The sequence below is a fragment of the Streptomyces sp. NPDC053431 genome (assembly GCF_044544925.1).
Classification (GTDB): domain Bacteria; phylum Actinomycetota; class Actinomycetes; order Streptomycetales; family Streptomycetaceae; genus Streptomyces.
The window spans coordinates 497,377-523,101 of record NZ_JBITXX010000002.1 but is presented as its reverse complement, the minus strand read 5'-3'; the positions used below and the strand labels follow the sequence as shown (position 1 = coordinate 523,101).

The following is a 25,725-nucleotide window of genomic DNA, read 5'->3' as shown; positions in this document are numbered from 1 at the left end:
GGAATGGTGCCACGCGCCGCGGACAGCCGAAGCTCGGAGATCAGAGCTCGGAAATCGGAGCTCGGAGATCGGAGCCCGGAAATCGGAGCTCCGAGATCGGAGACGAGGGCGCTCCTCGGAGCGGCCCCCTCTGTCACCCGTCACGGTGGCTTACCCGCCAGCCACGCCCGCCGCCACAGGGCCCTCCGCGATCGTAGGGATCATGCACCCGCGCCGCACCACACCAGTCCTCCTTGTCTGCCTCCTCCTCGCCGTCACCGGCTGTGTCGCCATCCCCAGCACCCCGCCGTCGGCCCGGCCGCCCGCGGGTCTCTCCCCCGCCGACGACCGACCGCCGGCCCCGCTCCCCCGCGACTGGCCCGCCCCCACGCAGGACGCGCCCCGCGAAGCCCTCGACTCCACCGAGCCGCTCCCGGACAGCGCCTCGCCGACCTCCCCACCGGGCCGGGGCGCCAAGGCCCACGGTTCGCCGGCCGCCGGGCGCGCCGATCGCCCGGCGCCCCCCGCCCACCACCGTTCCGCGCGGCGATCGGCGCGGCCGGAAGCCACCAAGCCGTCCAAGAAGCCCCACCGGACGCGGACGGCCAAGCCCCCCAAGCACCCCGCCCAGCCCCGGCCGGTCGGCAAGCCGGCCGACATGCGCCAGCTCTGCCGCGAGGCCGAACGCCTTCAGGTCCCCTATGGCGTACCCGCTCTCTGCCGTAGTGCCTACGGCCGCTGAACCGCTTCCCGCGCGTGGGCGGCCGAGGGCCTGGCGCCGGAGGCGCGATCCCGATTTCGATCCCGGTCCCGCGTAGATCACGAGCACGATCCGCCTGGCTCCGAGTCCGTCGCCCGAGGCATCGTCGGCACGTGATCCGGCGGGCAGTGCCCAAGGGATTCGGCCGGCTCCTCCTTGCCGTGTTTTCCTTGGGGGTCGCGCACCCCTCCAGACGAAGGCATGGCATCCATGAACCGCACGGCCCGTACGGGAGATCTCGCCGGCCTCGCCGATCTCGCCGGCCACACCGGCACCCCGCCGCTTCCGGCCGTGGAGCGTTTCGAGGACATGGGGCTGCCCGAGGCGGTTCTGGCGGCGTTGGCCGGCCAAGGGGTGACCGCTCCGTTCCCGATCCAGGCCGCCGCCCTGCCCAGCGCGCTCGCGGGCCGCGACGTCCTGGGGCGGGGCCGTACCGGGTCGGGCAAGACGCTCGCCTTCGGGCTCGCGCTTCTGGTCCGCACGGCCGGCCGGCGCGCCGATGCCAAGAAGCCGCTCGCCCTGGTCCTCGTGCCCACCCGCGAGCTGGCCCAGCAGGTCTCCGAGGCGCTCGCGCCGTACGCGGAGGCTCTGAGGCTGCGCCTCGCCACCGTGGTCGGTGGCCTGCAGTCCGGTCGGCAGGCCACCGAGCTGAAGGCCGGGGCCGAGGTCGTCGTCGCCACCCCGGGCCGCCTGAGGGACCTCGTGGAGCGCAGGGACTGCCGGCTCGACCAGGTGGAGATCACGGTCCTGGACGAGGCCGACCAGATGGCCGACATGGGATTCCTGCCCCAGGTCACCGAGCTGCTCGACCAGGTGCGGCCCGACGGGCAGCGGATGCTGTTCTCGGCCACGCTGGACCAGGACGTCGAGCACCTCGTCCGCCGGTACCTCCAGGACCCGGTGGTCCACGACGCCGACCTCGCCGACGAGACCGCGTCCACGGTCGAGCACCACGTGCTCCACGTCCACGGCGCCGACAAGTTCCCCACCGCCACGGAGATCGCCGCACGCGACGGGCGCGTGATCATGTTCCTGGACACCAAGCAGGCCGTCGACCGCTTCACCCGCCACCTCGTCGGCAGCGGAGTCCGGGCCGCCGCGCTGCACGGCGGCAAGTCCCAGCCCCAGCGCACGGACACCCTGGAACGGTTCAGGACGGGGGCCGTCACCGCCCTGGTGGCGACGAACGTCGCCGCCCGCGGCATCCACGTCGACGACCTCGACCTCGTCGTCAACATCGACCCGCCCGCCGACGCCAAGGACTACCTCCACCGCAGCGGCCGTACGGCACGGGCGGGCGCCAGCGGAAGCGTCGTCACGCTGGTGCTGCCCGACCAGCGCCGCGACATGGCGCGTCTCCTTTCGGAGGCGGGCATCCGGCCCCGTACCACCAACGTCCGCCCCGGCGAGCCCGAGCTGCGGCGCATCACCGGAGCCAAGGCCCCCTCGGCCACCCCCGACGGCGCCACCTCCGCCTCCGCGGGCCGCGACCGGCGCGGCGGCGAGTTCCGTGGCAGGGGCACCGTTCCGGGCAAGCCCGGCCGCGCCAAGAACGAGTCGCGCAAGTCCGCCGAGGCCCGGCGCACGGCCGAGGCCCGCAAGGCCGCCCGCGTACGGCGCGGGGGGTAGGCGACGGTCGGGCGGCGCGCCGTACGGATCCCCGCCGCCGGCCGCGCGTCGTACGGACCGGCACGAGCAGCCTGCGGCCCCGCGGACCGGGGCGACCAGCCCGCGCCGTACGGCCCCGCGCGTTGGCCGGCCCCCGGGGCCGTACGGACCGGGACGACCAGCCCGCGCCCGCGGACCGGGACGACCAGCCCACGCAGTACGCCCCCGCGGCCAGCCCGCGTCGGCCTCAGGGCGCCTGGCCGCACGCCCCGACCACTCACCGCCGGCCCGCTGGCCGCTGGGGTCGAGGGCCATCGGCCGCTGCCCTCGCCAGCCGCCCAGCGCCCGCCACCCGGCACCCGGCACCCGGCACCCGGCACCCGGCACCCGCCGCCCTTTCACCCCCGCTCACCCGCCGCACACCAACTGCGCCAGGCGTCACAGCCGCCGGCCTGCGCTCCCCCCTCCCCCCAGCGGCGCTCCCTTGCGTGCCCGTGGCCTCGTCGGACGCTACGCTCGGTGTGCCTGCCCGCGACCGGCGAGCCGGCGGAGGGCCTTGTCATGGAGTCTCACGAGCAGCTGCTGAGGGATCTCGTTTCCGCCGCACATCTGGTGCCGGGCCGGGACCTCGCCGGGCTTGTGTACGAAACAGGCCGGCGCATGGGTCTCAGCAGCACGTGCGTGTACGTGACCGATCTCCAGCAGACCAGCCTCGTGGCCCTGCCGCAGCCGGTGACGGCCGGGGAACAGCTGCTCGACATCGACAGCTCGCCCGCGGGATCGGCCTACCGCTTGGAGCGGACACAGCGTTCGCCGGACGGCTCCACCGTCTGGGCGCCGATGATCGACGGCGTCGAGCGGCTCGGGGTGCTGCAAGCCAGTGCGCCCGATCTCGACGAGGACCTGGTCGGCTGGTGCGAGACGCTGGCCGGTGTGGCCGCGCTGCTGCTGGTGTCCAAGTCGTCCCACAACGATCCGCTGGTCGAGGCCGGGCGACGGCGGAACATGACAGTGCAGGCCGAGCTGGTGTGGGCGTTCCTGCCACCCCGCACCATCGGTACCGCGCGGGTGACCTCCTCCGCAGTGCTCGAGCCCGCGTACGACATCGGCGGCGACACCTTCGATCACAGTTTCACCGAGCGCGCCCTGCACCTGACGCTGCTGGACTCCATGGGGCACGATCTCGCCTCCGGCGGCGCGAGCGCGGCCGGCCTCGCGACCTGTCGCGCCACACGCCGTTCCGGCGGCAGCATCGCCGAGATCGTCCCCGCGATCGACAAGGTCCTGGACGAGTGGTTCACCGACCGGCTCATGACCGCGGTCATCGCCGAGCTGGACACCGAGGACGGCACGCTCACCTGGGTGAACTGCGCCCATCCGCCGCCGCTGCTCATCCGCGACGGCCGGGTCCTGCCGCGTGGGCTCGAACGCGAACCCGACCTGCCCCTCGGCTGGGGATTCCACACGTCGTCCCCGCCCACCGTGCACCGGACACGTCTTCAGCCCGGCGACCGGATCCTCGTCCACAGCGACGGCGTCACCGAGGCCCGGTCCCCCCTGGGAGACCTCTTCGGCGAGGAGCGGCTCGCCGACACCGTGATCCGCGCCATGGCCGCGGGCGACCCCGCCCCCGAGGCCCTGCGGCGCCTGGTGCACGAGCTCCTGCACCACCAGGACCACCGCCTCCGGGACGACGCCACCATCCTCCTCGTCGAATGGCACCCTTCCCGCGACCGGACGTGAGCAGCTCGGCGGTCCACTGCGGGCGCCTCAGGTTCGGAGACTTACGGGCGGGGTGTCGATCCGGCCGTCTCCCGTTCGACGTCGTAGTGTGCGGCCCTTCGCCGCGCGACCTTGCGACAGGAACGGACGAGGGAACCCATGGAACAGCTGCTGAGAGTCATGAACTTCAACGTGTCGAGTGACGGTGTCGGTGCCGGTGCCGGTGAGGACCAGAGCCTCGACCGGCCCTTCGGCCTCGACCATCCCGAGAGGCTGTTCGCGTGGGCCGGCGCCACGGCGAGCTGGCCCATGCGCACGGAGCCGGGAGGCAGCCGGGGTCTCGACGACTACTTCACGCGAGACTTCGCCCGCAACATCGGCGCCGAGATCATGGGCCGCAACAAGTTCGGACCGCAGCGCGGGCCCTGGCAGGACCATGAGTGGCAGGGCTGGTGGGGTGACGAGCCCCCATTCCACACGCCGGTGTTCGTCATGACCCATCACCACCGTCCCTCGTTCACGCTCGGCGACACCACGTTCCACTTCGTCGACGGCGACCCGGCCACCGTCCTCGAACGGGCGCGGGAGGCAGCACAGGGCAAGGACGTCCGACTCGGCGGCGGGGTCACCACCATCCGGCAGTTCCTGGACGCCGACCTCGTCGACACCCTCCACGTGGTGGTCTCGCCGGTGAGACTCGGAGCCGGACTGCGCCTGTGGGAGTCGCCTGACGAGCTGCTCGACCGGTTCCACCTGGAGGTCGTGCCCAGCCCGAGCGGCGTGACGCACCACCTCTTCTGGCGGAAGTGACGCGCGGCCGCGGCCGCGGCCCGGCCGCGGCCTTCCCCCGTTGCTCCCGCTCCAGGAGCCCGACCTCTGCCCGGCAATCCGTGTCAGCGCTGAGATTGTGCGGCCGCAACGCCATCGCCCCTATGCGATCATGACGCCTTGTCGAGTCGAGTGCCGAGTCGGGGGGATCAGGGCATGGACTTCGTGCTGCCGTTGGACGCTGCTGCCGCCACGCTGGAGACGGCGGGGGGTAAGGGTGCGGCACTGGCCGAGCTCGCGCGCGGGGGGCTACCGGTACCGGGTGGGTTCCATGTGACGACCGCCGCCTACCAGGAGTTCGTCACCTCGACCGGCGTGGCCGAGCGCATACGCGCGGAGCTCGGTGCCGCGTCCGAAGCGGACGCCGCGTCGGACACGGGCGCGGCCGCCCGTATCCGGGCGTACTTCGAGGAGGGGCCGTTGCCCTCGGCCCTGGAAGAGGCCGCGGGACGGTGGAGGTCCTGGAGCCTGCGAGCGCGGCACCCGAGCCGGTCTGATCCCGGCCGATGCCTCGACGAGCCCCAGCGTACGAACGGATGAGCTGACCGGTGCCCAAGCACGAGCAGGCCATGCGCCGCCATTTCCTCGAGGCCGCGGCGCGGCGCGGCTTCTCGGTCGCTCCGGCGCAGGAGGCCGCGGTCGACCGCTTGGCCCGCCTGGCGGCCGAACTCGCCCGGCCGGCCTGGACCTTCCCCTCGCCGCCCCGCGACCTGTACGTCTGGGGCCCGGTGGGCCGGGGGAAGAGCTGGCTGGTGGACACCTTCTACGAGGGTCTGCCCACCGGGCGTAAACGCCGGCTGCACTTCCACGACTTCTTCCGGCGGCTCCACGACGGAGTGAGCAGGCCGGGCGGCCGCCACGACGGTCAGAGCGCCGTCGACAGCGCTCTCGACGAACTGATCGGGGACAGCCGGGTCCTGGTCTTCGACGAGTTCCATGCGCACGACGCGGGCGACGCGATGCTGATCGCGCGCCTCTTCCGCACGCTGCTGGACCGCCGGATCACCCTCGTCACCACCTCCAACTACCCGCCCGCCGGACTGATGCCGGACCCGCTCTACCACCACTTGTTCGAGCCCACCATCACGCTCATAGAGGAGCGGATGGACGTCCTGGACGTCACGGGTCCGGTGGACTTCCGCCGCGTCGCGGCGGATGAGGGGTCGGGCGGCGGTCGCCGCCGGTTCGCGACGGGAGTGTGCGTGCCGCCCGGTGACGCCGCCCTGGAGGCGCTCGGCCTCACCGTTCCGGCAGCCGCGGAGGCCACCACCGTCCAGGCCCATCTGCGGGAGCTTCCGGCCCGGGCGGTGCGCGGTGATCTCGTCTGGCTCGGCTTCGACGCGCTCTGCGAGACGGCGACGGCGGTGCCTGACTACCTGGCCCTCGCCGAAGGGTTCGCCACCGTGGTCCTGGACGGCGTGCCCGCGCTGACCGAGGCCTCCGCGGACGGGCGGCAGCGGTTCGCGAACCTGGTCGACGTCGCCTGCGACCGGGACGTCCGCCTCGTCCTCATCGGTTCCGACCCGCTCGCCGCCCTTCCCGCCGGTCAGCCGCTGACCCGCGACCTGGACCGCACGGCCAGCCGGCTCGCGATGCTCCGGCGGGCGAACTGAGCGGCGCCTCGACGATCTCGGGTGGTCCGTCGGCGTGACTCGGAAGCGGTGCTTCTCGTTCCTGCAGGCATGAAGAAGATCGTCACAGCCGCCGTGCTCACCCTCACCGGCGTCGCCGTCGCCGTTCCCGCGCACGCCTCGGGCGTCGGCAACGTCACCTCCGCCCTGCCGGTCGACACCTCCACCGTCACCAAGAGCCTTCCGGTGGACCCCCAGGAGATGAGGCCTGACGGCGACGGGCTCATCCCCGTCGGCGGAGCCCTCAGGAAGCTCAACGCCGGCAAGCACTGAGCGGCGCCTCTCGGGCCCCGTGGAGGACGCCCCCTGAACGGCGGGGCGCTGGAGCTACTTTCCAGGCATGGCCTGGAAGGCGGTGGCCCCGTCGCCAAGGAGGTCGGACAGGGGGCGGTCCGGGGCGAGTTCGATGCCCAGCGCGCGCAGGTTGCCGTCCAGGACCGACCAGATCGAGCACGTCAACAGGTCCGCCAACTCGCTGCCGGTGAGCTCGTGACGCTGGTCGGAGAGCCAGTGGTTGACCGTGGCGTCGACGAATCCGACGATGCCGAAGGCGATCGACCGCGCCGGGGCCGGGTCCCGGCCCAGGGCGCCGAGGACCGCCGCGAACAACTCGCCGACCTTGACGGCGATGGCCGCCTTGGTGCCGGCGACCACCCCGGCACCCGCGGCGGGGGCGCCCGCTCCCAGGAAGGCGTGCAGCCGCGGGTGCCGCCGGATCCAGTCGAGGTACACCTCGACCGTACGCCGCACCGCTTCGACCACCGTGCCGTCGGGCTCCAGCGTCGGCGCCAGATCGGCCATGAGGGAGTCCACGATGCGCCCGCGGATCAGCTCGTCGAGGTCCGCCCGGTCCTTGAAGTGGCGGTAGACCACCGATCGCGGGAGCCCGAGACGGTCGGCGATCTGCTTCACACCGATCCCCGGCCCGTCCTCCTCGACGGCGGCCACGGCGGCGTCGACGAGTTCGCTCTGGCGCCGGGCCCTGTGCTCGTTCCACCGCGTCGAGCGCCCGTCGGCCGCCCCCGCCCCCCGGTTCGATGTCTCCGCCATCCCCGCAGGATACGTGCGTGACGCCGGTCCGCCCGTCGGCGGACGAGGGGTCAGGGGTGGGGTCGGGAGCGGGCCCGGCGAGGGCCCGCGAGCCACCGGAGCAACGGTCGGGGCTGCGGGCCCGGCGCCGGCGGACCCTCGTCGGGGACCGTCTGCGCCGAGCGGGCGGTGGCGAGGAGGGCCTCCCTGTCGGTGATCTTGACGCGTGGGCGCCCCTGCAGGGCGCCGGCCGCCCGCTCGGCCGCGTCTACGGCCCTCCATCCCTCGAGTCCGACGGCGTCCGGGTGCGCCGCGGGAACGGCCGCGGCTCCGTCCCGCGGCAGCGTTGCGGGCGCCGTCGTGCGCTGGGGGGGAAGGCTCCCCGACGGGGGGTGTGAGCAGGCCCGCCTCGAAGTCGTCGAGGAGTGTGGTGACGCTCTCCTGGGCGCAGGTCTTGTTCGTGCCGATGAAGCCGGTGGGTCCGCGCTTGATCCAGCCCGCCACGTACACCCCGGGCGCGACCCGGCCGCGCTCGTGGGGCACGGTGCCCGTCGCCTCGTCGAACGGCAGCCCGGGTACGGGCCGGCCGCGGTAGCCCACGGCGCGCAGGACGAGCCCGGTCTCCAGGACCTCCCGCTCCGCCGTCGGGACGGCCGTCACCCTGCCGTCGGCGTCCGCGCGCAGCTCGGTGCGGGCCACCTCCAGTCCGGTGACCCGGTCGTCGCCGAGGATCCGCGTCGGCGCCGTGAGGAAGCGCAGGACGATGCGCCGTCGCCCGGCCACGGGAGTACGGGCGGCCAGCTCGGCCAGCACGGCCGCCTTGCGGGCCGCCGGGTGCGGCACCGCGTCCTGCGGAAGGCCCTCGACGAGGACGTCGATCCCGTCGAGCGCCGCGAGCGCCAGCAGCTCCGGCAGCGTGAACGCGGCCTCGGCCGGTCCGCGCCGGCCGAGTACGACCACCTCCCGGATCCGGCTCCCCCATAGCGCGGCCAGGGCGCGGTCCGAGACCTCGGTACGGGCGAGGCCCGCGGGGTCGGCGGTCAGGACGCGGGCCACGTCCAGAGCCACGTTGCCGTTGCCCACGACGACCGCGCGTTCGCCGCTCAGGTCGTGCACCGCGCTGCTGTGGTCGGGGTGGCCGTTGTACCAGGCCACGAAGTCGGTGGCGGAGACGCTGCCGGGCAGGTCCTCGCCGTCGATGCCGAGCCGCCGGTCGGTGGCGGCGCCCACCGCGTAGATCACGGCGTGGTGGTCACGGACCAGGTCCTCGTGACGCAGGTTCCGGCCGACCTCGGTGTCGAGCCGGTACGCGAATCCGGGCTGGGACTCGATCGCCCGGAAGAGCCGCGTGACCTGGCGGGTGTCCTGGTGGTCGGGGGCCACTCCGGCGCGCGCGAGTCCGTACGGGGTGGGGAGCCGGTCGTGGACGGTGACGCGCACGCCCGGGTGCCGGAGCAGCTCGTCGGCGGCGAAGAGCCCGGCCGGTCCGGCGCCGACCACGGCGACGTGCAGCCCGTCGGCCGGCCGCCGGCGTGGGCGGGGCACGAGGGCCAGGGGCGTACGGGAGGCGTGCGGGTGTTCCTCGTAGTAGGCGGCGTTGAGGTCGAGGTACGGCTGCTCGGCGGCCGTGAGCTTGGTGTGGGGCTTGAGCGCGTCCACCGGGCACGCGGTCACGCAGGCGCCGCAGTCGACGCAGGCCCGCGGGTCGACGAACAGCATCTCGGCCTCGGCGAAGCCGGGTTCGCCCGGGGCGGGGTGGATGCAGTTCACCGGGCAGGCCAGGACGCAGGAGGCGTCGGCGCAGCACGACCGGGTGACGACGTAGGGCATGGCGACTTCTCTCCGCTTCGGGGCTTCGCGCTGCTTCGGGGCGTGTCAGGGCATCGCTGGGCGCCAGGCGTGGCGCTGCGCCAGGGCTTCGCGCTGCTTCAGGGCATGCCAGGGCATCCCTGGGCGTCCCTGGGCGTCCGTGCTTGGCGCTGCGCCAGGGCTTCGCGCTGCTTCAGGCGGGCTGGCTGCGGTAGCGGGAGGGGCGTCCGTCGATGCGGAGCATCCGCCAGACGCGGCGGGACGCCTTGTTCATCAGGCCGATGTCCTCGGCGAGCATGCGGACGTCGGCGTAGAGGTCGCGCAGCAGCTTCCGGCCGTCCTCGGAACGCCAGAACACGTCCTTGATCACGTGCTGGGGGACGCCCATCTTCTCGGCGGTCCTGCGGTCGGGGATCACCATCACGTCGCCGAGGACGCGCATGATGACCGGGAAGGTCACGGACAGCGCGCCCCTGCGCAGTCTCCCGAATCCGGGGACCTTGTCGCGCAGGAACTCGTGGGCGAAGGAGATGTGCCGGGCCTCCTCCGCCACGTGGATCTGCATGATGCGCCGCAGCAGCGGATGCCCCTCGGCGCCGGAGCGCAGGATCGCCTTCTGCAGGTGGTCGATGGGCTCCTCGCCCGCCAGTACGCCGGTGAAGAAGGCTTCGGGGAGGACCGAACCGGCAAGCGGGAGCAGGCGGCTGACGACGCGGAAGGAGCGGCGGCCGCCGTGCACGTCGACGCCGGTGCGGTTCACGAACTCCTGGAACATCTGGGTGTGGTGGGTCTCTTCGGTGATCTCGTGGGTGAGGTACCGGAATTCGGGGTCCTGGTTGCGCAGCGAGAAGAGGTAGTCCAGTGCGCCCCGCATGAGCACGTTCTCGAACTGCATGCCCACCTTGGCGATGTTGGCGTACCGCCACAGCCCGATCTCGGCCTGGCGCTCGGGTGTCTGGGCCCGGTACCAGGGGTGACCGCCGAGCGGGTCGGCCTCCGGCAGCACCCAGCGCGGGTCCTTCGGGTCGACGGCGAAGTCGGGGTCGTCCCAGGCTATGTCGGTGAACGCGTCGAAGTGGACGCGCACCGAGCCCTCGGAGAGAGTGCGGAGGATCTCTTCGTAGGTCTGCTGTCCGGCGGTCGGTGGGGTGGTCGTCATCGCGGTCCTCGATCCCTGGGTGGTGGGGTGGGCCGGTGCCTCATGCCACCGGGGCTCCGGTGGCGTCCGGGCGGTCCTCGGCCGGTGCGGCGGGCCGGCGCGGGCGGTCGAAGCGGAGCGCCGGGTCGTCGATCGGGGAGCGCCGCAGGGCGCGGCGGTCGCTGTAGTAGTTGTTCCTGATGCGCCAGGGGGCGCGGGTGCCCTGGCGGGGCATGACCGCGTCGCCGCGGGCGATGTAGCCGGAGGTGAGGGAGTCGCCCATGGCGGATTCGGGGGCGCGGTCGGCGTCGGTCGCGATCGGAGTGACCTGGGTGTGGCCGTGCCGGTCCATGTGACGGAGCAGTCTGGCGAGGTACTCCGCCGCGAGGTCGGCCTTGAGGGTCCAGGAGGCGTTGGTGTAGCCGAGGATGATGCCCAGGTTGGGGATGCCGTCGAGCATCACGCCCTTGTAGACGACGTGGTCGCGGGTGGTGACCGGTCGTCCGTCGACCTCGAGTTCCGCGCCGCCGGCGATCTGGACGCGCAGTCCGGTGGCGGTCACGACGATGTCGGCCGGGATCTCCTCGCCGGACCGCAGGACGACGCCGGTCTCGGTGAACGTCTCGATGTGGTCGGTGACGACGGACGCCCTGCCGCTCTTGAGCGCCGTGAACAGGTCGCCGCCGGGCACGACGCACAGGCGCTGGTCCCAGGGCCGGTAGGTGGGGGTGAAGTGGCGCATGTCGACGTGCGTGCCGACCTGTGCGCGCACGCCGGCGATGAGCAGCCGGCGCATGAGGCCGGGGGCGGCGCGGCAGACGGCGTACATGGCCCGCTGCAGCGCGATGTTGCGGGACCGGCCGAACCGGTGGACCAGGCCCGCCGGCAGGCCCGCCCTGCGGAGCAGGACCGCGAGCCTGTCGTGCCGCGGCAGGGTCATGAGGTACGTGGGTGAGCGCTGGAGCATGGTGACGTGGGCGGCGTCGTCGGCCATGGCGGGCACCAGGGTGACGGCGGTGGCTCCGCTGCCGATGACGAGGACGCGCTTGCCGCGGTGGTCGAGGTCGGCGGGCCAGTGCTGCGGGTGGACGAACGTGCCGCCGAACCGCTCCTCTCCCGGGAAGCGGGGTCGGTGGCCCTCGTCGTAGTCGTAGTAGCCGGTGGCGTTGACGAGGAAGACGCAGGTGTGGATCTCGGTCGTGCCGGTGGCCTCGTCGCGGGTCTCGACGGTCCAGCGTCCGTCCTCGCTGGACCAGCTCGCCCTGACCGCCCTGCGGCCGAAGCGGACGTGCCGGGTGACGCCGTACTCCTCGGCGGTGTCCTGGACGTAGCGCCGGATGTCCGTGCCGTCGGCGAGGGTCTTGGTGCCGTGCCAGGCGCGGAAGCGGTAGCCGAAGGTGTACATGTCCGAGTCGGAGCGGACGCCGGGGTAACGGAAGAGGTCCCACGTGCCGCCGATGCGGGTGCGCCGCTCCAGAACGGCGTAGGTCCGGCCCGGGTCGGCCCGGGTCAGGTGGCAGGCCACGCTGATGCCGCTGAGTCCCGCGCCGATGATCAGTACGTCGACATGGCGTTGCTCCTGCACGGGCCGTCTCCCTTGTGCGCCGGTAGGTCTTCCAGGTGGTTCAGGTCGTCCAGGGCAACCGTATGCGCGGTGCGCGCGAGGGCGTGCGGCGCCCGTCGGTGGCGTCGGTGGGCCCGTACGGGCGTCCGCGCCGTAGCGCCGTCGTCCTCCGTCATCGCAATGTACCTGCGACACCATGTTTCAGATACCGGCGGTAACGTGATCCAGGTCATATTTTCCCGCTTCCTCTGGTGCGCCGAGGAATGCCGCGGAGTCACGCGGAGAGACGCAAAAGGGTCAATGCCGCACCCGAGGGGCCGAAGACGCGTGCCGGGCGTGATCGACCGCGCGGAGCCGGGAACCCCTGACCCGGCGCCCGGGGACCACTCCCCCGCCCGCCTCCTCCGCTTGAAAGGACCTCCGTCATGACCGCAGCGCCCACGACCGTCACGCTCGGACCCGACAGCGACCTCTCCCAGGTCTTCGAACTCGCGCAGCAGCTCAGGGTCGACTCGGTGCGCGCCAGCACGGCGGCGGGCTCCGGCCACCCCACCTCCAGCCTGTCCGCGGCCGATCTGATGGCGGTCCTGATGACCCGCCATCTGCGCTACGACTGGGCGGCTCCCGACAACCCCGCGGGCGACCACCTGGTCTTCTCCAAGGGCCACGCCTCGCCGCTGCTCTACGCGATGTTCAAGGCCGCCGGCGCGATCGACGACGACGAGCTAATGACCACGTACCGCCGCTTCGGCCACCGCCTCCAGGGCCACCCGACCCCCGTGCTGCCCTGGGTGGACGTGGCCACGGGTTCGCTCGGCCAGGGCATCGCGTACGGGGTCGGGATCGCGTTGGCGGGGCGCGACCTGGAGCGGCAGCCGTACCGGGTGTGGGTGCTGTGCGGCGACAGCGAGATGTCCGAGGGGTCCGTGTGGGAGGCGCTGGACAAGGCCGGGCACCACCGGCTCGCCAACTTCGTCGCGATCGTCGACGTCAACCGTCTCGGTCAGAGCGGTCCCACGGAGCTCGAGTGGGACACCGACGCGTACGCCCGGCGCGTCGAGGCCTTCGGCTGCCGGGCGCTCGTGGTGGACGGTCACGATCTGGCGGAGGTCGACCGGGCCCTGACCGTGGCGGCGGACGGAACGGGGCCCACGGTCGTCGTCGCCAGGACCGTCAAGGGCCGCGGGGTGTCGGAGGTCGCCGACAAGAACGGCTGGCACGGCAAGCCGCTGCCCGAGGACATGGCCGAGCGGGCCGTCGCCGAGCTGGGCGGCGTCCGCCGCCTGGCGGTGCGCGGGCCCAAGCCTCCGGCCGGCGGGCCCGACGGGGGTGGCACCACCGGCGTCGGTGCCGGCGCCGGTGGTGCCGCGGCGGGGTCGGTGGAGCTGCCGCGCTACGAGGTCGGGGATGAGGTCGCGACCCGGGTCGCCTTCGGTGCCGCCCTCGCCGCGCTCGGCGTCCGGCCCGAAGTGGTCGCCCTGGACGCCGAGGTCGGCAACTCCACGCACAGCGAGGACTTCAAGAAGGCCCATCCCGAGCGGTTCTTCCAGACGTACATCGCCGAACAGCAGATGATCGCCGACGCCGTCGGCATGGCCGTGCGCGGCTTCCGCCCGTACGCCACCACCTTCGCCGCGTTCCTGACCCGCGCCCACGACTTCATCCGCATGGCCGCCGTCTCGCAGATCACCATGTCGCTGTGCGGGACCCACAGCGGCGTCGAGATCGGCGCCGACGGGCCCTCGCAGATGGGCGTCGAGGACCTCGCCATGATGCGCGCCGTGCTCGGCTCCACGGTGCTCTACCCCAGCGACGCCACCTCCGCCGCGGCCCTGACCGTCGCCATGGCCGACCTGCGCGGCATCTCCTACCTGCGCACCACGCGTGGCGCGTATCCCGTGCTGTACGCCGCCGACGAGACCTTCCCGGTGGGCGGCTCCAAGACCCTGCGGCACGGCGACCAGGACCGGGTCACCCTCGTCGGCGCGGGCGTCACGCTCCACGAATGTCTCGCCGCCGCCGAGGAACTGGCCGCCGACGGCATCCAGGCCCGCGTCATCGACCTCTACTCGGTCAAGCCTGTCGACGCCGACACGCTCGTCCGCGCCGCCCGCGAGACCGGTGCCCTCGTCGTCGCCGAGGACCACCACCCCGAGGGCGGGATCGGCGAGGCGGTGCTGTCCGCGCTCGCCCCGGGCGGCCACCAGCCGTCCTTCGCCCACCTCGCGGTCAACGGCCTGCCGGGCTCCGGCACCACCGACGAGCTCCTCGACGCGGCCGGCATCTCCCGCACCCACATCGCCCGCGCCGCCCGGACGCTGCTGGGCAAGTAGCGATCAACGTCGTAGCGGGGACGACCGTCGTAGCAGGGATCGCCGTCGTAACGGCGATCCCTGTCGTGTTTCCCGGGCGCTTTGACTGGCCCCGGAGCCCGCGTCCGGCGCAGAATCGAGCTGTAGCCGGTGACGCGGGGCGGGCCGGCGGGCCCGTCCCGGTTCCTGTTCCTGTTCTGGAGTGACGGGTATGAGCGCGAGCGAGAAACTGAAGGCTTCGGCGGAGCAAGTAATGGGGAAGGCCGTCAGGAAGACGGCGCATGCGCTGGGGAACGAGAAGACGGCGCTCAAGGGGGCCGCACTGGAGGCACGCGGCAAGGCGCGGCGCCTGAAGGAAAAGGGCAAGGACGCCTTCAAGGACTGACCTGGCCGGTCGCGGCTTCCGATGCCCGCGACAGAAAGAAGAATCTCTCACCCGACGCTTCTGCTCGGGTTTGGAACGCGGTGTTCAGCGCATACGGAGTAGCAGGAATCTGCGTTGAGAAGAGGTGCACCGTGAGCATCATCGGTTGGATTCTGGTGGGCCTGATCGCCGGAATCATCGCGAAGCTTCTGATGCCTGGAAAGGATCCGGGCGGCATTTTCATCACCATTCTGATCGGTATCGCGGGAGGACTGCTGGGCGGATGGCTCGGGAAGGTCATCTTCGACGTGGACTCCATTGACGGGTTCTTCGAGATCTCCACGTGGGTCGCCGCCATCGTCGGCTCTCTCATCCTCCTGGCCTGCTACCGCCTCGTGGCCGGCGCCAGGCACCGCCACTGACGCGCTTCGCATCCGGCCCTGACCGGCGCCCTCGGGGGCCGGTCGGGGCCGCGTCGTGTGTGCGGCCCCGTTCCGCCGGGACGGCGGCACGGGCCGGCGCGGGCCGGCGCGGGCCGGCGGCGAGCGATCAGTCGTGGCCGTGGTCGGCGCCGGAGTGGAGGACGGCCGTCGCGATCTCCCGCACGCGGTCCAGCGTGATCCCCGTGCGCTGCTCGACGGCGAGGGGGTGGTCGGTGGGCTCCAGCTCCACGAAGGGGCGCTCGCCGACGGGGCGGGTGTGGACGTTGGTCTTCAGGTTCAGCGTCGTCGGCGCGTACAGCGGCAGATCGGTCGTGAGCCAGCCGAAGTACGGCTCCTCCGCCTCGCGTCCCGGCGTGTCCCAGAGGTCCGCCGAGCGGGAGAAGTTCTCCCGGCTGAGCGAGACCCACACGCCCCAGGAGAACCTGCGCGCTCGCCCGGGCTCCTCGCGTCCGGGAAGGGAAAGAGGCGGGGAAAGATCATCTCCGGGGGCGTCATGCGGTTGACTGGGGGCCGCCACGGATCCGCCGTGCGCATGTCAGGGGGAGCGTAAGGACATCGTGAGACGAGCATTCATCAGGGCGTCAGTCACGGCATCGGCCTGTCTGTTGACGGCGTCCGTGCTCAGCCCGGGGGAGGCCGCGGCCGTGGTCCAGCCGTCGGTATGGGTCGAGAGCGGGGCCGACCACGTCTTCTCCTCGTCGCCGGCGCCCGAGCGACCGGCGAAGGCCGTGTCGCTCTTCGCGGCGCGCAACGAGGTGCAGGCCGCGCAGATCGCCTTGCGCTCGGGAGAGACGCTGAGCGACGTGTCGGTGCGGGCGAGCGACCTCACCGGTCCGGGCGGGGCCGTGATCCCGGCCTCGCGGATCACCGTGAACCGGGAGTACAACCACCCGAACATCTGGAAGGTCCGCAGCGGTCACCAGCAGGAGCCGCCGGACGGCGGCACGGCCTACTACGACGCACTCGTCGCGAACGGCCTCGAGCAGCTGGCGCCCGACACCACTCAGCCGTACTACTACAGCGTGGCGGTGCCCACCGGGCAGGCTCCCGGCACCTACACCGGCAAGGCCACCGTGCAGAGTTCGGCCGGGCCGGTCGACGTACCGGTGTCCGTGACGGTGTACGACGTCGAACTGCCCCCGGCCAACCGGTCGACGTTCCGGATGAACAACTGGTTCACCTCCGTCGGCTGGGACTACTCGTGGACGGCGACGTCCATCCCCGACCAGTACGGGATCGAGGACTACTCCCCCGCCTGGTGGACCCTGATGGGGAACATCGCCAAGAACCACGCCAGGCATCGCAACAACGTCATCTACGCGGACTTCCAGGCCCTGGCCATCCGCGACACCACCCTGGTGGCCGGGAAGTACACCTTCACCTGGAAGAACTTCGACCGCTTCGTCGAGCTCTTCCAGGACACCGGCGCGCTGCAGTACATCTACACCCCCACCCTCATCGAGGGCGCCGGCGGCAAGAACCTCGAAGCCCTCGTCAGCGACGGCGCGGGCGGGGTGAAGATGGGCTACCTGCCTTCGGGGTCGCCCGAGGCCACCGCGTATCTCGACACGGTGCTGCCCGCGCTGAAGGCCCACCTCGACTCCAAGTGCCTGGATCCCGGCCGGTCCTGCGCACCCGGGCGCCGGTGGAGCGACGCGTTCTACATGAGCGCGGTCGACGAGCCCAACGACTGGGACCAGCCCCAGGTCGACGCCGCCCGCCGGCTCTACGAGCGCTATCACGCGTACTTCCCCCAGGGGCAGTCGAACGAGGCCCATCACGCCGCCGTGCCCGCCCTGGACGAGGTCCTCGGCACCGTCACGCCGCGCAACGACCAGTACGACGCGAACCCGGGCTACTACCAGAGCCGCCGCCTCGCCGGCAAGGACCTCTGGCTGTACTACTGCACGGAGCCGAGGGACCACCGCCTCAACCGCTTCATCAGCTACCCGCTGTCCGACTCCCGTCTGACACCGTGGATGGTGTCGGCGGTGGGCGGCAACGGCTTCCTGCACTGGGGCTGGAACATCTGGACGACCCCGGACGGCTTCCGGCACATCGACACCTTCGACGACGCGACCGACGGCGACCCGTTCCTGGTACGCCCCGACAAGGACGCCCTCGACGTCTTCGACAGCGTCCGCGGCGAAGCGCTGCTGGCCGGCATCCAGGACTACGAGCTGCTGCACCGACTGGCCGCCGTCAAGCCGGTCCTGGCCCGGGCGCTCGTCTCGTCCCTGATCACGAGCGGCGTGCGGTTCACCACCTCGGGCGCGGAGGTCGACCACCGCCACAAGCAGATCCTGGACGCCCTCACCACCCCGGGCCCCGACGCCTCCTATCCGTTCGCCGACGACTTCTCCTCCGGCGTGGACTCCGAGTGGCGGCACACCCGGGGCTCCTGGTCGGTCACCGGCGACCAGGCGTACGCGCAGACCGACACCGCCGCCGACTGGGACACCGTCTCCGCGGTGGCGGGGCGGGCCTATGGTGACGTCGCCGCCTCCGTCGACGTGCGGATCACCGGCGTGAACGCCGACGGCGGCGACACCAACTGGGCCGGTCTGACCGTCCACAGCCAGCACCCCACCGACCGGCAGACCGGCTACCTCGTCGCCCTGCGCAACAACGGCGAGGTCTTCGTGCACCGCAGCGGGGTCGACCTCGCCAAGGCCGTGGTGCCGGGCTACAGCCCGGGCCGGACGGTCACCCTGCGGGCCGTCACCCGGGGCTCCTCGCTCAGGGTGTACGCGGGCGCGACGGAGCTGATCTCGCTGACCGACGCGAGCTATCCGGTCGGCAACGTCGGTCTCGCCACCGGCGGCGCGGGCGCCCGGTTCGACAACGTACGGCTGAATCCCGGCGGCAACCCCGCCGAGGGCGCGGCCGTCGCCACGTCCAGCAGCTACGAGGCCGACGGCTGGAGCAGCAAGGCCCTCACCGACGGCCGCCGCTCGCTGCCGACCGGCACCACCGGCTGGAGCAGCATCGACAAGATGTCCGTCGACCACACCGAGTCGGTGACCCTGGACCTCGGTGCCGCCCGCCGGATCGGGCGCCTGGACCTCTTCGGCCGCGCCGACGGCGCGAACACCGGTCTCGGCTTCCCGGTCGACTTCACGGTCCAGGTGTCGGCCGACAACGCCACCTGGACCACCGTCGCCGACGAGCACGGGTACCCGCGGCCGGACGCGTCCGCACAGTCCTTCCCGTTCGCGCCGGCCGACGTGCGCTACGTCAGGGTCACCGGGACGAAGCTGCGCACGGACCCGCACGGCAACTACCACATGCAGCTGGCCGAGATCGAGGCCGCCGGCGAGGACCTGGCCGCCAACCGGCCGGTGACGGCGTCCAGTTCCGTCGAGGACTGGGGCTGGAAGCGCGCCGCCGCCACGGACGGCGTGCGGAACTCGGCGCTCGGCTACTCGATGGGCTGGAGCAGCCTCAGGTCGCCCACGGCCGCCGCGAACGAGTGGATCACCGTCGACCTCCAGGGGGCGAGCCTGATCAGCCAGGTCCGGCTCACCCCGCGCACCGACGGTGTGAACACGGGTCTCGGCTTCCCGGTCGACTTCACCGTCCAGGTGTCGGCCGACAACGCCACCTGGACCACCGTCGCCGACGAGCACGGCCATCCGCGGCCCGGCGCCACCACCCAGACCTTCTCGTTCGCGCCGACCAGGGCGCGTTACGTGAAGATCACCGGCACCCGGCTGAGCCCCGACCAGTTCGGCGACCACTACCTGCAGCTCGGCGAGATCGGCGTCAGCTGACCTCACCGGTCCCCCGCAACGGCCCCGGACCCGGCTCCCCGCCGGGTCCGGGGCCGTGGCCGATGCGGGAGCAGGCGGCCACGACGGCCTCGGTGACACGGGCGGGATGTGCGCCCGGTCGGGGCGACGGGTGTCAGGCCGGTGTGACCCGTACGGTCTCCACCCAGGCCGGGGGCTGCGGCGCGGCCGGTCCGATCAGGGCGGCGACGAGGCGGCAGGTGACGGGTTCCCGGGGCCAGGGGGTGTGGCCGTCGGTGAGGACGACGACGATCTGCGGGGGTTCGGGCGCGGCGAGCGCGGCCCGGATGCCGACGGTCATGTCGGTGCCGCCGCCACCGGCGAGTTCGACCTGGTCGACGGCGGTGACGCGGGCGACGGCCTGGACGTCGGCGTCGCAGGCGAGGACGGTGACCCGGTTGCCGCCGATGCCGACCTCGCGGAGCACTCCGGAGATCTCGGCGAGGGCGGCGGCGAGGTCGTCGTCGCCCATCGAGCCGGAGGTGTCGACGACGACGGCCACCCGGGGCAGGGGCCGGCGCAGGCTGGGCAGCACGACCCGGCCGCCGAGCGCGGGGGTACGCCGCGAGGGACGCCGGTAGGTGTAGTCGACGGCGCCGCCGGCCCAGGCGGCGGCCTCGCGGACGGCGCCGGCCAGGGCCTTGCGCCAGTCGATGACGGGTTCGAGGGTCTGTTCGGCCCAGCGGCGCCAGCCGGCCGGGACGGAGCCGCGGGAGCGGTGGTGCGCCCGGACCGCCTCGGCGGTCTGGCGGCGCAGGGCCTCGGCCTCGACCGGGCTGACGCCGCTGGTGGCGCCCTGCCCGCCGGGTCCGAGGTCCCAGGGGGCGGGGACGCCGTGGGCGCCGGATCCGCAGTCGAGCGCGTGCGGCGGGGTGGCGGGGATGCCGGGCAGGTACTCCTCGAAGAGCCCGCCTTGGGGCAGCCCGAAGCGGCCCGGCTCCATGCGGCCTTCGGGCAGGCGCAGCCCGTCCGCGAGCAGGTCGTCGTTGATCTCGCAGTCCTGGGCGATGTTGATCCGCAGCCGGTCGCGTTGGTCGGCCGCGGGCAGGTTCTCCGCCCGCCCGTGGTGGTCGCGCAGGAGGTGGGCCGCCTCGTGGATCCACACGCCGGCCAGTTCCTCGATGCCGGTGGAGGCGACGAAGGCCGGGGCGACGTAGCAGCGCCAGTGGCGGTCGACGGCCATGGTGCCTACGTGGTGGGTGGGGACGATCGTCAGGGCGTAGAGGGCGGAGGCGAGGTACGGGCGGGCCTCGGCGGCCTTGTAGCGCGCGGCGAGCAGCTTGGCCCGGTCGAGCTCCTGTGCCGGTTCGCCCCCGGCGGGCGCCGCGGCGGCGGGCGTGGCGGACACGTCGGCGGCGCCGGTCAGCGCGCGCCGGGCAGGGCGCCGGCGAGCTGGAGTAGCTCCAGGAAGGCGTCGATGCCGGGCGGGATGGGCCAGTCGGGCTCGCGCATGACGGCGAGGTCCCGGGCGGCGCGGGCGGCGACGTCGGGGACTCCGGCGTCGACGGCCTTGGCGAGGACCTCCCAGCCCGCCTCCCAGCGCGGACGGGTGGGTTCGCTCTGCACGGCGGCGACGACGGCGACCAGGAACGCCAGCTGGCGGTCGCCGCGTTCGGGCAGGGCGAAGGCGGACGGGTCGGCGAGCACGCGGTCGGGGTCGGGCAGGTCGAGGTTCTCCAGGTAGGAGAGCAGCTCGATGCCGGCTGCCTCGCCGACCGCCCCGATGACGGCGGCCGCCGTGGCCTGCTGCCCGGCCCCGGAGGCGTAACCGGTGGCGAGCAGGCGCAGCGCCGCCTCCCAGGAGCGGGGGGACGGCCAGGCGCGGCCGCGGCCCTCGGCCTCCTTCGGCAGGTGGTGCACCAGGCCGGGGCGGGCGGTGAGGAAGCCGGAGATCACCCCGCGGGCGCGGGCGACGGAGCCGGAGGCGCGGGCCGGGTCGACGGTCGGCAGGGCGGTCTCGGGCCAGGTCCCGGCCATGCCGCGGGCGACGGTGCGCGGGTCGTGGGTCCAGTCGAGGTGGACGAACCGGTTGGCGAGCGGCGGGCTGAGGTGCCAGCCGTCGGCCGCGCTGGAGGGCGGGTTGGCGGCGGCGACGATCCGTACCGACTCGGGGAGGGTGAGGCTGCCGACGCGGCGTTCGAGCACCACGCGCAGCAGGGCGGCCTGCACGGCGGGCGGCGCCGAGGAGAGCTCGTCGAAGAACAGCAGGCCGTGGCCGGTACGGGCGAGCCGGACGGCCCAGTCCGGTGGGGCCATCGGTACGCCGGTGGTGGCCGGGTCGTCGCCGACGATCGGCAGGCCGGCGAAGTCGGAGGGCTCGTGGACGCTGGCGACGACGGTCTCCAGCTCGACGCCGAGGGCGTCGGCGAGCTGCGCCATGCCGGCGGACTTGCCGATGCCCGGCTCGCCCCAGAGCAGGACGGGCTGGTTCGCCGTCACGGCCAGGGCGAGCGCCTCCAGTTGCGGGTTCGCGGAGGCCTCGGTGCGGGTGGCACGCAGGCGGGCGTTGAGCGCGTCGGCCGCCGCGAGGGCCGCGGGGACGGCGTCGGCGCGGGGTGTGGTGGAGGCGGTCGTCATGCGGGGGTGTCCTCGTCCAGGTCCTCGCCGTCGGGCGCGGACGCGGTGGCGTCAGCGTCCCCCGGCGCGGCGGGCCGGGGCGTGTCGAAGGGGTCGCCGGCGCCGAACGGGTCGGCTTCGCCGGACGGGTCCGGTCCGTCGAGGGCGTCCGGCTCGCGCTCGTCGTCGCGGCCGGGCTCGTCGTCGAGGCCGGGCTCCTCGTCCCAGCCGTCGTTCCCGTTCCGCTCGTCCAGGTAGTCGTCGAACCACTCGGAGCCGATGCCCGGATGCTCCTTCCGCACGCGCCGGCGCAGGAACATCAGGTCGGTGCGCTCGTAGCGGCGGATCACCTGGTCGAGGGAGAGCTCCATCTCGTCGATGACGTCGATGCGCGCGCCGGCGTCGAGGAGGTCCCGTACCAGGGCGGCCGAACCGCCTTGGGCGACGGCGTGCTGCAGGGGCGTGGAGTGCGTCTTGTCCCGCGCCTCCAGGTCGAGCCCGGCGGCGAGCAGCCGCGGCAGCAGCTCCCGGTGGTCGAGCAGATGCAGGAGGTGCAGCAGGGTGCGGCCCCTGCGGTCGCGGACGTGCGGGTCCCAGCCGGCGTCGAGGAGCGCCGTGACCGCCGGCGTGTCGCCGTGCTGGGCGTACGTGAACAGCTCGCGCCGCTGCTCCCGCAGGGCACGGGGCAGCCGTCCCTCGCCCGTCGTCCAGGCGACCTGGGCGGCGAAGCAGCCGGAGATGGTGCCGCCGAAGGCACGCAGGGCCTGTTCGCGCTGCTGCTCCTGCTGCGTGTGCGGGATGTCCAGGACGCCGTTCCTGGAGACGACCTCGTGCCAGCCGCCGCCGCAGCGGACCCGCACCGGCTCGGCCGCACGCGGGCCGGCCGGTCCGGTGGCGGGAGCGGCCTCGGGGAACAGGGCGGCGGCCACCAGCGGGTGCAGCTCCTCGGGCCTGATCCGTCCCGCGCGCAGCAGGCCGATGTCGGGCAGGCGCCGCCAGGCGTACTCCGGCAGGACCGGTGCGCCCTCCTCCTGACCGCGCTCGCGGCCCGCGATCCGTACGACCGGCTCGGCGGCGTTCGTGACGTCGGTGTTCGTGACGTCGGTGTTCGTGACGTCGGTGCTCGTGACGTCGAGGGTGGCGCGGAGGTGGGCGCGCCAGTGGACGGGAAGGCGGAATGCCGTACCCCGTCCGGCGTTCCACAGCAGGCGGATTTCGGGCGCGAGGCGGGCGAGGTCGACGGCGCCGTGGCCGACGAGTTCGGCGACGTCGAGCTCCCGGTAGGAGTACTGGCCCTGCGGAGGGGGCGTCAGGCCGAGGTCGAGCCCGGCGGCGGCGTAGGCCTCGGCGTGCGCGCCGCGGGCCTGCAGCACGGCGATCCATTCGGCCAGGGCGGCCGGGTCCGCGCTCCCCGGGTCCTCGTCGGGCAGTTCGTCCGGGGTCAGCGGCGTGCCGTCCGGGTGCAGGAACGGCAGGCGGCCGGTGGGGGCGGGCCCGGCGCTGAGGCGCAGTTCGCCGGTGCGGCGGGCGTCCCAGAAGCGGCGGGCGCAGGTCCAGTCCTCGGTGCCGTAGTAGACGCCGTTGAGCTTGTCCGGCGCGTCGGCGGGGCGGGCGGGGCCGAGGTGCAGGCGCAGCCGCTGCGGCCCTTCCAGCATCGGCAGGTTGGTGACGGAAAGGACGGGTCCGGCGGTGCCGTAGGCGGCGAGGACGACGCGACGGGAGGTGGCGAGGGTGGTGTGGCCGCCCAGGGTGCGCGGCAGGTGCCAGCGCAGCAGGTCGGGCGCGAAGTGGCGCAGGTCGTCGGCCAGTCGGGCGGCGGCCTCGGGGCCGTGGCGTTCGGCCACGCGCTCGGGGTCGAGCTCGTCCGGGACGTCGACGGCCGCGGCGGCGCAGGCGGCCCGCCAGTCGCCGGCCAGCCGGGCCTCGGTGGCGCGCTCGATCATCCAGCGGGGGACGGCGAAGCGCCGGATGCGGGCCCAGGCGGAGGCGTCGGCCGGGGAGAGGGCCGCGGGTGGTGGGGTGGTGTGCCGGCTCATCGGTAAAGGCTGCCGATCGCGCGAAGGTCGGGATGGGTGGGGCGGGCCGGGCGCATCCGTTCGGTGAAGGACCGCTTGACCCGGCGGGGCAGTCCGGGGCCGAGGCCCACGTACTCGAGGTGGTGTCCGTCGTCCAGCGCGGCGAGCAGCGTCTTCGCGCCGCGGCCGGTGATGCCGGTGTGGCGCAGTTCGAGGCGGCGCAGCGGGCTGCCGGGCAGCGCGGCGGCGAGCGCGTGGGCGCCGTCGTCGCCCGTGGTGTTGCCGGGGGCGCCGAGGCTGCGTTCGGACATGGGGCGGCCGAGGTCGAGGGTGTCGATGCCGTCGAGGGCGTCGGCGAGGGCCCGCGCGCCGGACGGGCCGATGCCGTTGCCGCCGAGGCCGAGCCGGACGGGGCGGGCGGGGTCGGTGGCCTCGGCCAGGAGCGCGGTGCCCGCGTCGCCGAGGTGGTTGGCCGGGACGTACAGTTCGCGGACGCCGGCGTCGCGGACGAGCGCGGCGAGCAGCGGGGCGTCGGCGGCGGTCAGGCCGTTCCCGCCGAGGAAGAGGCGTTCGAGCGGCGCGTCGCGGTCCAGGAGCGCGTCGAGGAGGGCACGTACGCCCGCCGCTCTGATGCCGGAGTTGACCAGGTCGAGGGAGCGCAGCGTGGTGTTGCGCCGCAGCAGGCCGGCGAGGGTGCGGGCGCCGGTCTCCCCGACCGGGTTCCGCTTGAGCCACAGGGCCCGGACGGTGGTGTCGTCGGCGAGCGCCTCGGCGAGGGTGGTCACGCCGGCCGGGCCGATGCGGTTGCAACCGAGGTAGAGGGTGCGCACGCCGTGGCCGGTGCCGGCCCGGCGCGCACCGGCGAGGGCCTCGGCGAGGGTGCGTACGCCCTCGTCGCCGAGGGAGTTGGTGCCGAGGAGCAGATGCGCGGCGTGCGGGGAGGCGAGGGCCGCGGGGACGAGACGGGCGGCGCCGCCGGGGCCGAGGCCCTGCTTGCACAGGTCGACGCGGCCGTCGGCGCGCAGCGTGCCGAGCGGGAAGGTCTCGTCACCGGTGACGGAACGTTCGTCCGCGAGGCGGTCGAGCAGGGGCGTGAGCCGCGCGGGGTCGGCCAGGGGCAGATCGGGGTGTTCGATCGCCGGGCAGCGTACGGGCGTTGTCGGCTGGTCCATCACCACTCCACCGGTCTGTCGCCGGCGACCGGCGTTCCGCTTCGACCTTCACGTTGACACGTACACGCGCCGACGCGTCGCCGACGTGATCGACGAGGTCGACGTCAAGTAGGCGCAAGACCGGTCGGATTCGAACCGACGTCCTCCAGCTCGATGCGTGGGCGCGACGACCTCTGCGCTACGGCCTTGCTTCGGATGATCATAGCCACATTCGTATGCGAGTTCGATACCCCACGTGTGAGCTCTGGGGAATTGCGGGCCCACGCGGACGCACGCGCTTGACCTTGACACCGTGACAAGGACTTCACTGCGGGGCCAGGAGGTGATCCCATGACGATCACGACACAGGAGACCGCCGCGGCGCGAGCGCTCGAGGCGCTCGGGGACAGCCGCTCGTCCGTGCGGCTGCGGGCCGCCCTGGCGATCGGCACCGCACCGGACCCGCGCTTCGTCGACGCGCTCGTCGAGCGCTGCGCGGTCGAGCCCGAGTTCTTCGTCCGCGACATGCTGACCTGGGCCCTCACGCGCCACCCGGCGTCGGTGACGGTCCCCCTGCTGATCCGCGCCGTCCGCTCGCGCCGTCCGCAGGCACGGAGCCAGGCCCTGCACACCCTGTCCAAGGTCGGAGACCGGCAGGCGTGGCCGGCGATCACCGGGGAGCTGCTGACCGACGCCGATGACGACGTGGCCCGCAGTGCCTGGCGCGCCGCGGTCGTGCTCGCGCCCGAGGGCGAGGAGTCCGCGTTGGCGATCGTGCTGGCGACGCAGCTCGGGCGCGGCGACCGCGAGACGCAGCTGAGTCTGAGCCGTGCCCTGGTCGCGTTGGGTGAGGCGATGGTGCCGTCCGTGCGTGCCGCGGCGGCGTCCTTGGACCCTGTCGTGGCGGCGCACGCGCTCGCCACGGAGCGTCTGCTCGGTGACCCGGACAGCGGGTTCGAGTTCGCGATCGAGGAGGCGAAGCGCGTGGTGGCTCTCGGTCCCGCCGACGGGGCGGGACAATAAGG

At 73.4% G+C, this 25,725-nt stretch carries 19 protein-coding genes and 2 pseudogenes; 12 read left to right on the top strand and 9 right to left on the bottom strand.

The window, feature by feature from the left end:
• Window positions 1-202: 202 nt before the first annotated feature.
• From ACIGXE_RS08320 to ACIGXE_RS08290, 7 genes are all read left to right on the top strand, one after another.
• Entirely contained in the window at window positions 203-721 is a 519-nt protein-coding gene (locus ACIGXE_RS08320) for a hypothetical protein (protein ID WP_399744769.1), read from the top strand.
• A gap of 228 nt (window positions 722-949) precedes the next feature.
• On the top strand, window positions 950-2,368 hold the full coding sequence (locus ACIGXE_RS08315) for a DEAD/DEAH box helicase (RefSeq protein WP_399745172.1): 1,419 nt from the start codon (window positions 950-952) through the stop codon (window positions 2,366-2,368).
• Window positions 2,369-3,007: 639 nt separating this feature from the next.
• Window positions 3,008-4,090, top strand: a complete 1,083-nt coding sequence (locus tag ACIGXE_RS08310) for a PP2C family protein-serine/threonine phosphatase (protein WP_399744767.1) — start codon at window positions 3,008-3,010, stop codon at window positions 4,088-4,090.
• A gap of 138 nt (window positions 4,091-4,228) precedes the next feature.
• Window positions 4,229-4,879 (top strand): dihydrofolate reductase family protein, encoded by a 651-nt coding sequence (locus ACIGXE_RS08305; protein WP_399744765.1) that lies wholly within the window; start codon window positions 4,229-4,231, stop codon window positions 4,877-4,879.
• 174 nt (window positions 4,880-5,053) lie between these two features.
• Complete coding sequence (locus ACIGXE_RS08300) at window positions 5,054-5,437, top strand: PEP/pyruvate-binding domain-containing protein (RefSeq protein ID WP_399744763.1); 384 nt, start codon at window positions 5,054-5,056, stop codon at window positions 5,435-5,437.
• 8 nt (window positions 5,438-5,445) lie between these two features.
• Window positions 5,446-6,510 (top strand): cell division protein ZapE, encoded by a 1,065-nt coding sequence (zapE, locus tag ACIGXE_RS08295; protein WP_399744761.1) that lies wholly within the window; start codon window positions 5,446-5,448, stop codon window positions 6,508-6,510.
• A gap of 69 nt (window positions 6,511-6,579) precedes the next feature.
• Window positions 6,580-6,801: a hypothetical protein gene (locus tag ACIGXE_RS08290; RefSeq protein WP_399744759.1), complete on the top strand. Its 222-nt coding sequence runs from the start codon at window positions 6,580-6,582 to the stop codon at window positions 6,799-6,801.
• A gap of 54 nt (window positions 6,802-6,855) precedes the next feature.
• On the opposite strand, the gene ACIGXE_RS08285 is transcribed toward ACIGXE_RS08290, so the two are convergent.
• From ACIGXE_RS08285 to ACIGXE_RS08275, 3 genes are all read right to left on the bottom strand, one after another.
• Window positions 6,856-9,387, bottom strand: a complete 2,532-nt coding sequence (locus ACIGXE_RS08285; RefSeq protein WP_399744757.1) for an FAD-dependent oxidoreductase — start codon at window positions 9,385-9,387, stop codon at window positions 6,856-6,858.
• Between the two features lie 172 nt (window positions 9,388-9,559).
• On the bottom strand, window positions 9,560-10,525 hold the full coding sequence (locus tag ACIGXE_RS08280; protein ID WP_399744755.1) for a diiron oxygenase: 966 nt from the start codon (window positions 10,523-10,525) through the stop codon (window positions 9,560-9,562).
• 40 nt (window positions 10,526-10,565) lie between these two features.
• Entirely contained in the window at window positions 10,566-12,089 is a 1,524-nt protein-coding gene (locus tag ACIGXE_RS08275) for a flavin-containing monooxygenase (protein ID WP_399744754.1), read from the bottom strand.
• A 404-nt stretch (window positions 12,090-12,493) separates the two neighbouring features.
• Between ACIGXE_RS08275 and ACIGXE_RS08270 the strand changes: the two genes are divergently transcribed.
• The 3 genes from ACIGXE_RS08270 (at window position 12,494) to ACIGXE_RS08260 (ending at window position 15,166) form a co-directional block, all read left to right on the top strand.
• Window positions 12,494-14,401: a transketolase gene (locus ACIGXE_RS08270; protein WP_399744752.1), complete on the top strand. Its 1,908-nt coding sequence runs from the start codon at window positions 12,494-12,496 to the stop codon at window positions 14,399-14,401.
• A gap of 190 nt (window positions 14,402-14,591) precedes the next feature.
• On the top strand, window positions 14,592-14,765 hold the full coding sequence (locus ACIGXE_RS08265; RefSeq protein ID WP_399744750.1) for a hypothetical protein: 174 nt from the start codon (window positions 14,592-14,594) through the stop codon (window positions 14,763-14,765).
• 131 nt (window positions 14,766-14,896) lie between these two features.
• Window positions 14,897-15,166: a GlsB/YeaQ/YmgE family stress response membrane protein gene (locus ACIGXE_RS08260; protein ID WP_399744749.1), complete on the top strand. Its 270-nt coding sequence runs from the start codon at window positions 14,897-14,899 to the stop codon at window positions 15,164-15,166.
• Window positions 15,167-15,293: 127 nt separating this feature from the next.
• On the opposite strand, the pseudogene ACIGXE_RS08255 reads toward ACIGXE_RS08260, so the two are convergent.
• A pseudogene (locus tag ACIGXE_RS08255) lies at window positions 15,294-15,623 on the bottom strand (DUF2199 domain-containing protein); the annotation flags it as partial.
• Window positions 15,624-15,831: 208 nt separating this feature from the next.
• Between ACIGXE_RS08255 and ACIGXE_RS08250 the strand changes: the two are divergent.
• On the top strand, window positions 15,832-18,960 hold the full coding sequence (locus tag ACIGXE_RS08250) for a discoidin domain-containing protein (RefSeq protein ID WP_399744746.1): 3,129 nt from the start codon (window positions 15,832-15,834) through the stop codon (window positions 18,958-18,960).
• A gap of 133 nt (window positions 18,961-19,093) precedes the next feature.
• On the opposite strand, the gene ACIGXE_RS08245 is transcribed toward ACIGXE_RS08250, so the two are convergent.
• From ACIGXE_RS08245 to ACIGXE_RS08225, 5 genes and pseudogenes are all read right to left on the bottom strand, one after another.
• Window positions 19,094-20,326, bottom strand: coding sequence for a VWA-like domain-containing protein (locus ACIGXE_RS08245; protein ID WP_399744744.1), 1,233 nt, complete (start codon window positions 20,324-20,326; stop codon window positions 19,094-19,096).
• A 14-nt stretch (window positions 20,327-20,340) separates the two neighbouring features.
• Entirely contained in the window at window positions 20,341-21,555 is a 1,215-nt protein-coding gene (locus ACIGXE_RS08240) for an AAA family ATPase (RefSeq protein WP_399744742.1), read from the bottom strand.
• Window positions 21,552-23,570 (bottom strand): ankyrin repeat domain-containing protein, encoded by a 2,019-nt coding sequence (locus tag ACIGXE_RS08235; RefSeq protein ID WP_399744740.1) that lies wholly within the window; start codon window positions 23,568-23,570, stop codon window positions 21,552-21,554. Before ACIGXE_RS08235 ends, ACIGXE_RS08240 begins: the two co-directional genes overlap by 4 nt.
• The gene (locus ACIGXE_RS08230; protein ID WP_399744738.1) at window positions 23,567-24,721 is read right to left on the bottom strand and encodes a gala protein; all 1,155 of its coding nucleotides are present in this window, start codon (window positions 24,719-24,721) and stop codon (window positions 23,567-23,569) included. Before ACIGXE_RS08230 ends, ACIGXE_RS08235 begins: the two co-directional genes overlap by 4 nt.
• Window positions 24,722-24,836: 115 nt before the next feature.
• Window positions 24,837-24,909 (bottom strand): annotated as a pseudogene (locus ACIGXE_RS08225).
• A 142-nt stretch (window positions 24,910-25,051) separates the two neighbouring features.
• Here ACIGXE_RS08225 and ACIGXE_RS08220 point away from each other — a divergent pair.
• A complete protein-coding gene (locus tag ACIGXE_RS08220; RefSeq protein WP_399744736.1) occupies window positions 25,052-25,723 on the top strand; it encodes a HEAT repeat domain-containing protein in 672 nt (223 codons plus the stop codon).
• Window positions 25,724-25,725: the final 2 nt, after the last annotated feature.

Coding starts and splice junctions, on each gene's coding strand:
- ACIGXE_RS08320 (WP_399744769.1), top strand. CDS start 203: ATGCACCCGCGCCGCACCACACCAGTCCTCCTTGTCTGCCTCCTCCTC.
- ACIGXE_RS08315 (WP_399745172.1), top strand. CDS start 950: ATGAACCGCACGGCCCGTACGGGAGATCTCGCCGGCCTCGCCGATCTC.
- ACIGXE_RS08310 (WP_399744767.1), top strand. CDS start 3,008: ATGGGTCTCAGCAGCACGTGCGTGTACGTGACCGATCTCCAGCAGACC.
- ACIGXE_RS08305 (WP_399744765.1), top strand. CDS start 4,229: ATGGAACAGCTGCTGAGAGTCATGAACTTCAACGTGTCGAGTGACGGT.
- ACIGXE_RS08300 (WP_399744763.1), top strand. CDS start 5,054: ATGGACTTCGTGCTGCCGTTGGACGCTGCTGCCGCCACGCTGGAGACG.
- ACIGXE_RS08290 (WP_399744759.1), top strand. CDS start 6,580: ATGAAGAAGATCGTCACAGCCGCCGTGCTCACCCTCACCGGCGTCGCC.
- ACIGXE_RS08285 (WP_399744757.1), bottom strand. CDS start 9,387: ATGCCCTACGTCGTCACCCGGTCGTGCTGCGCCGACGCCTCCTGCGTC.
- ACIGXE_RS08280 (WP_399744755.1), bottom strand. CDS start 10,525: ATGACGACCACCCCACCGACCGCCGGACAGCAGACCTACGAAGAGATC.
- ACIGXE_RS08270 (WP_399744752.1), top strand. CDS start 12,494: ATGACCGCAGCGCCCACGACCGTCACGCTCGGACCCGACAGCGACCTC.
- ACIGXE_RS08265 (WP_399744750.1), top strand. CDS start 14,592: ATGAGCGCGAGCGAGAAACTGAAGGCTTCGGCGGAGCAAGTAATGGGG.
- ACIGXE_RS08240 (WP_399744742.1), bottom strand. CDS start 21,555: ATGACGACCGCCTCCACCACACCCCGCGCCGACGCCGTCCCCGCGGCC.
- ACIGXE_RS08235 (WP_399744740.1), bottom strand. CDS start 23,570: ATGAGCCGGCACACCACCCCACCACCCGCGGCCCTCTCCCCGGCCGAC.
- ACIGXE_RS08230 (WP_399744738.1), bottom strand. CDS start 24,721: ATGGACCAGCCGACAACGCCCGTACGCTGCCCGGCGATCGAACACCCC.
- ACIGXE_RS08220 (WP_399744736.1), top strand. CDS start 25,052: ATGACGATCACGACACAGGAGACCGCCGCGGCGCGAGCGCTCGAGGCG.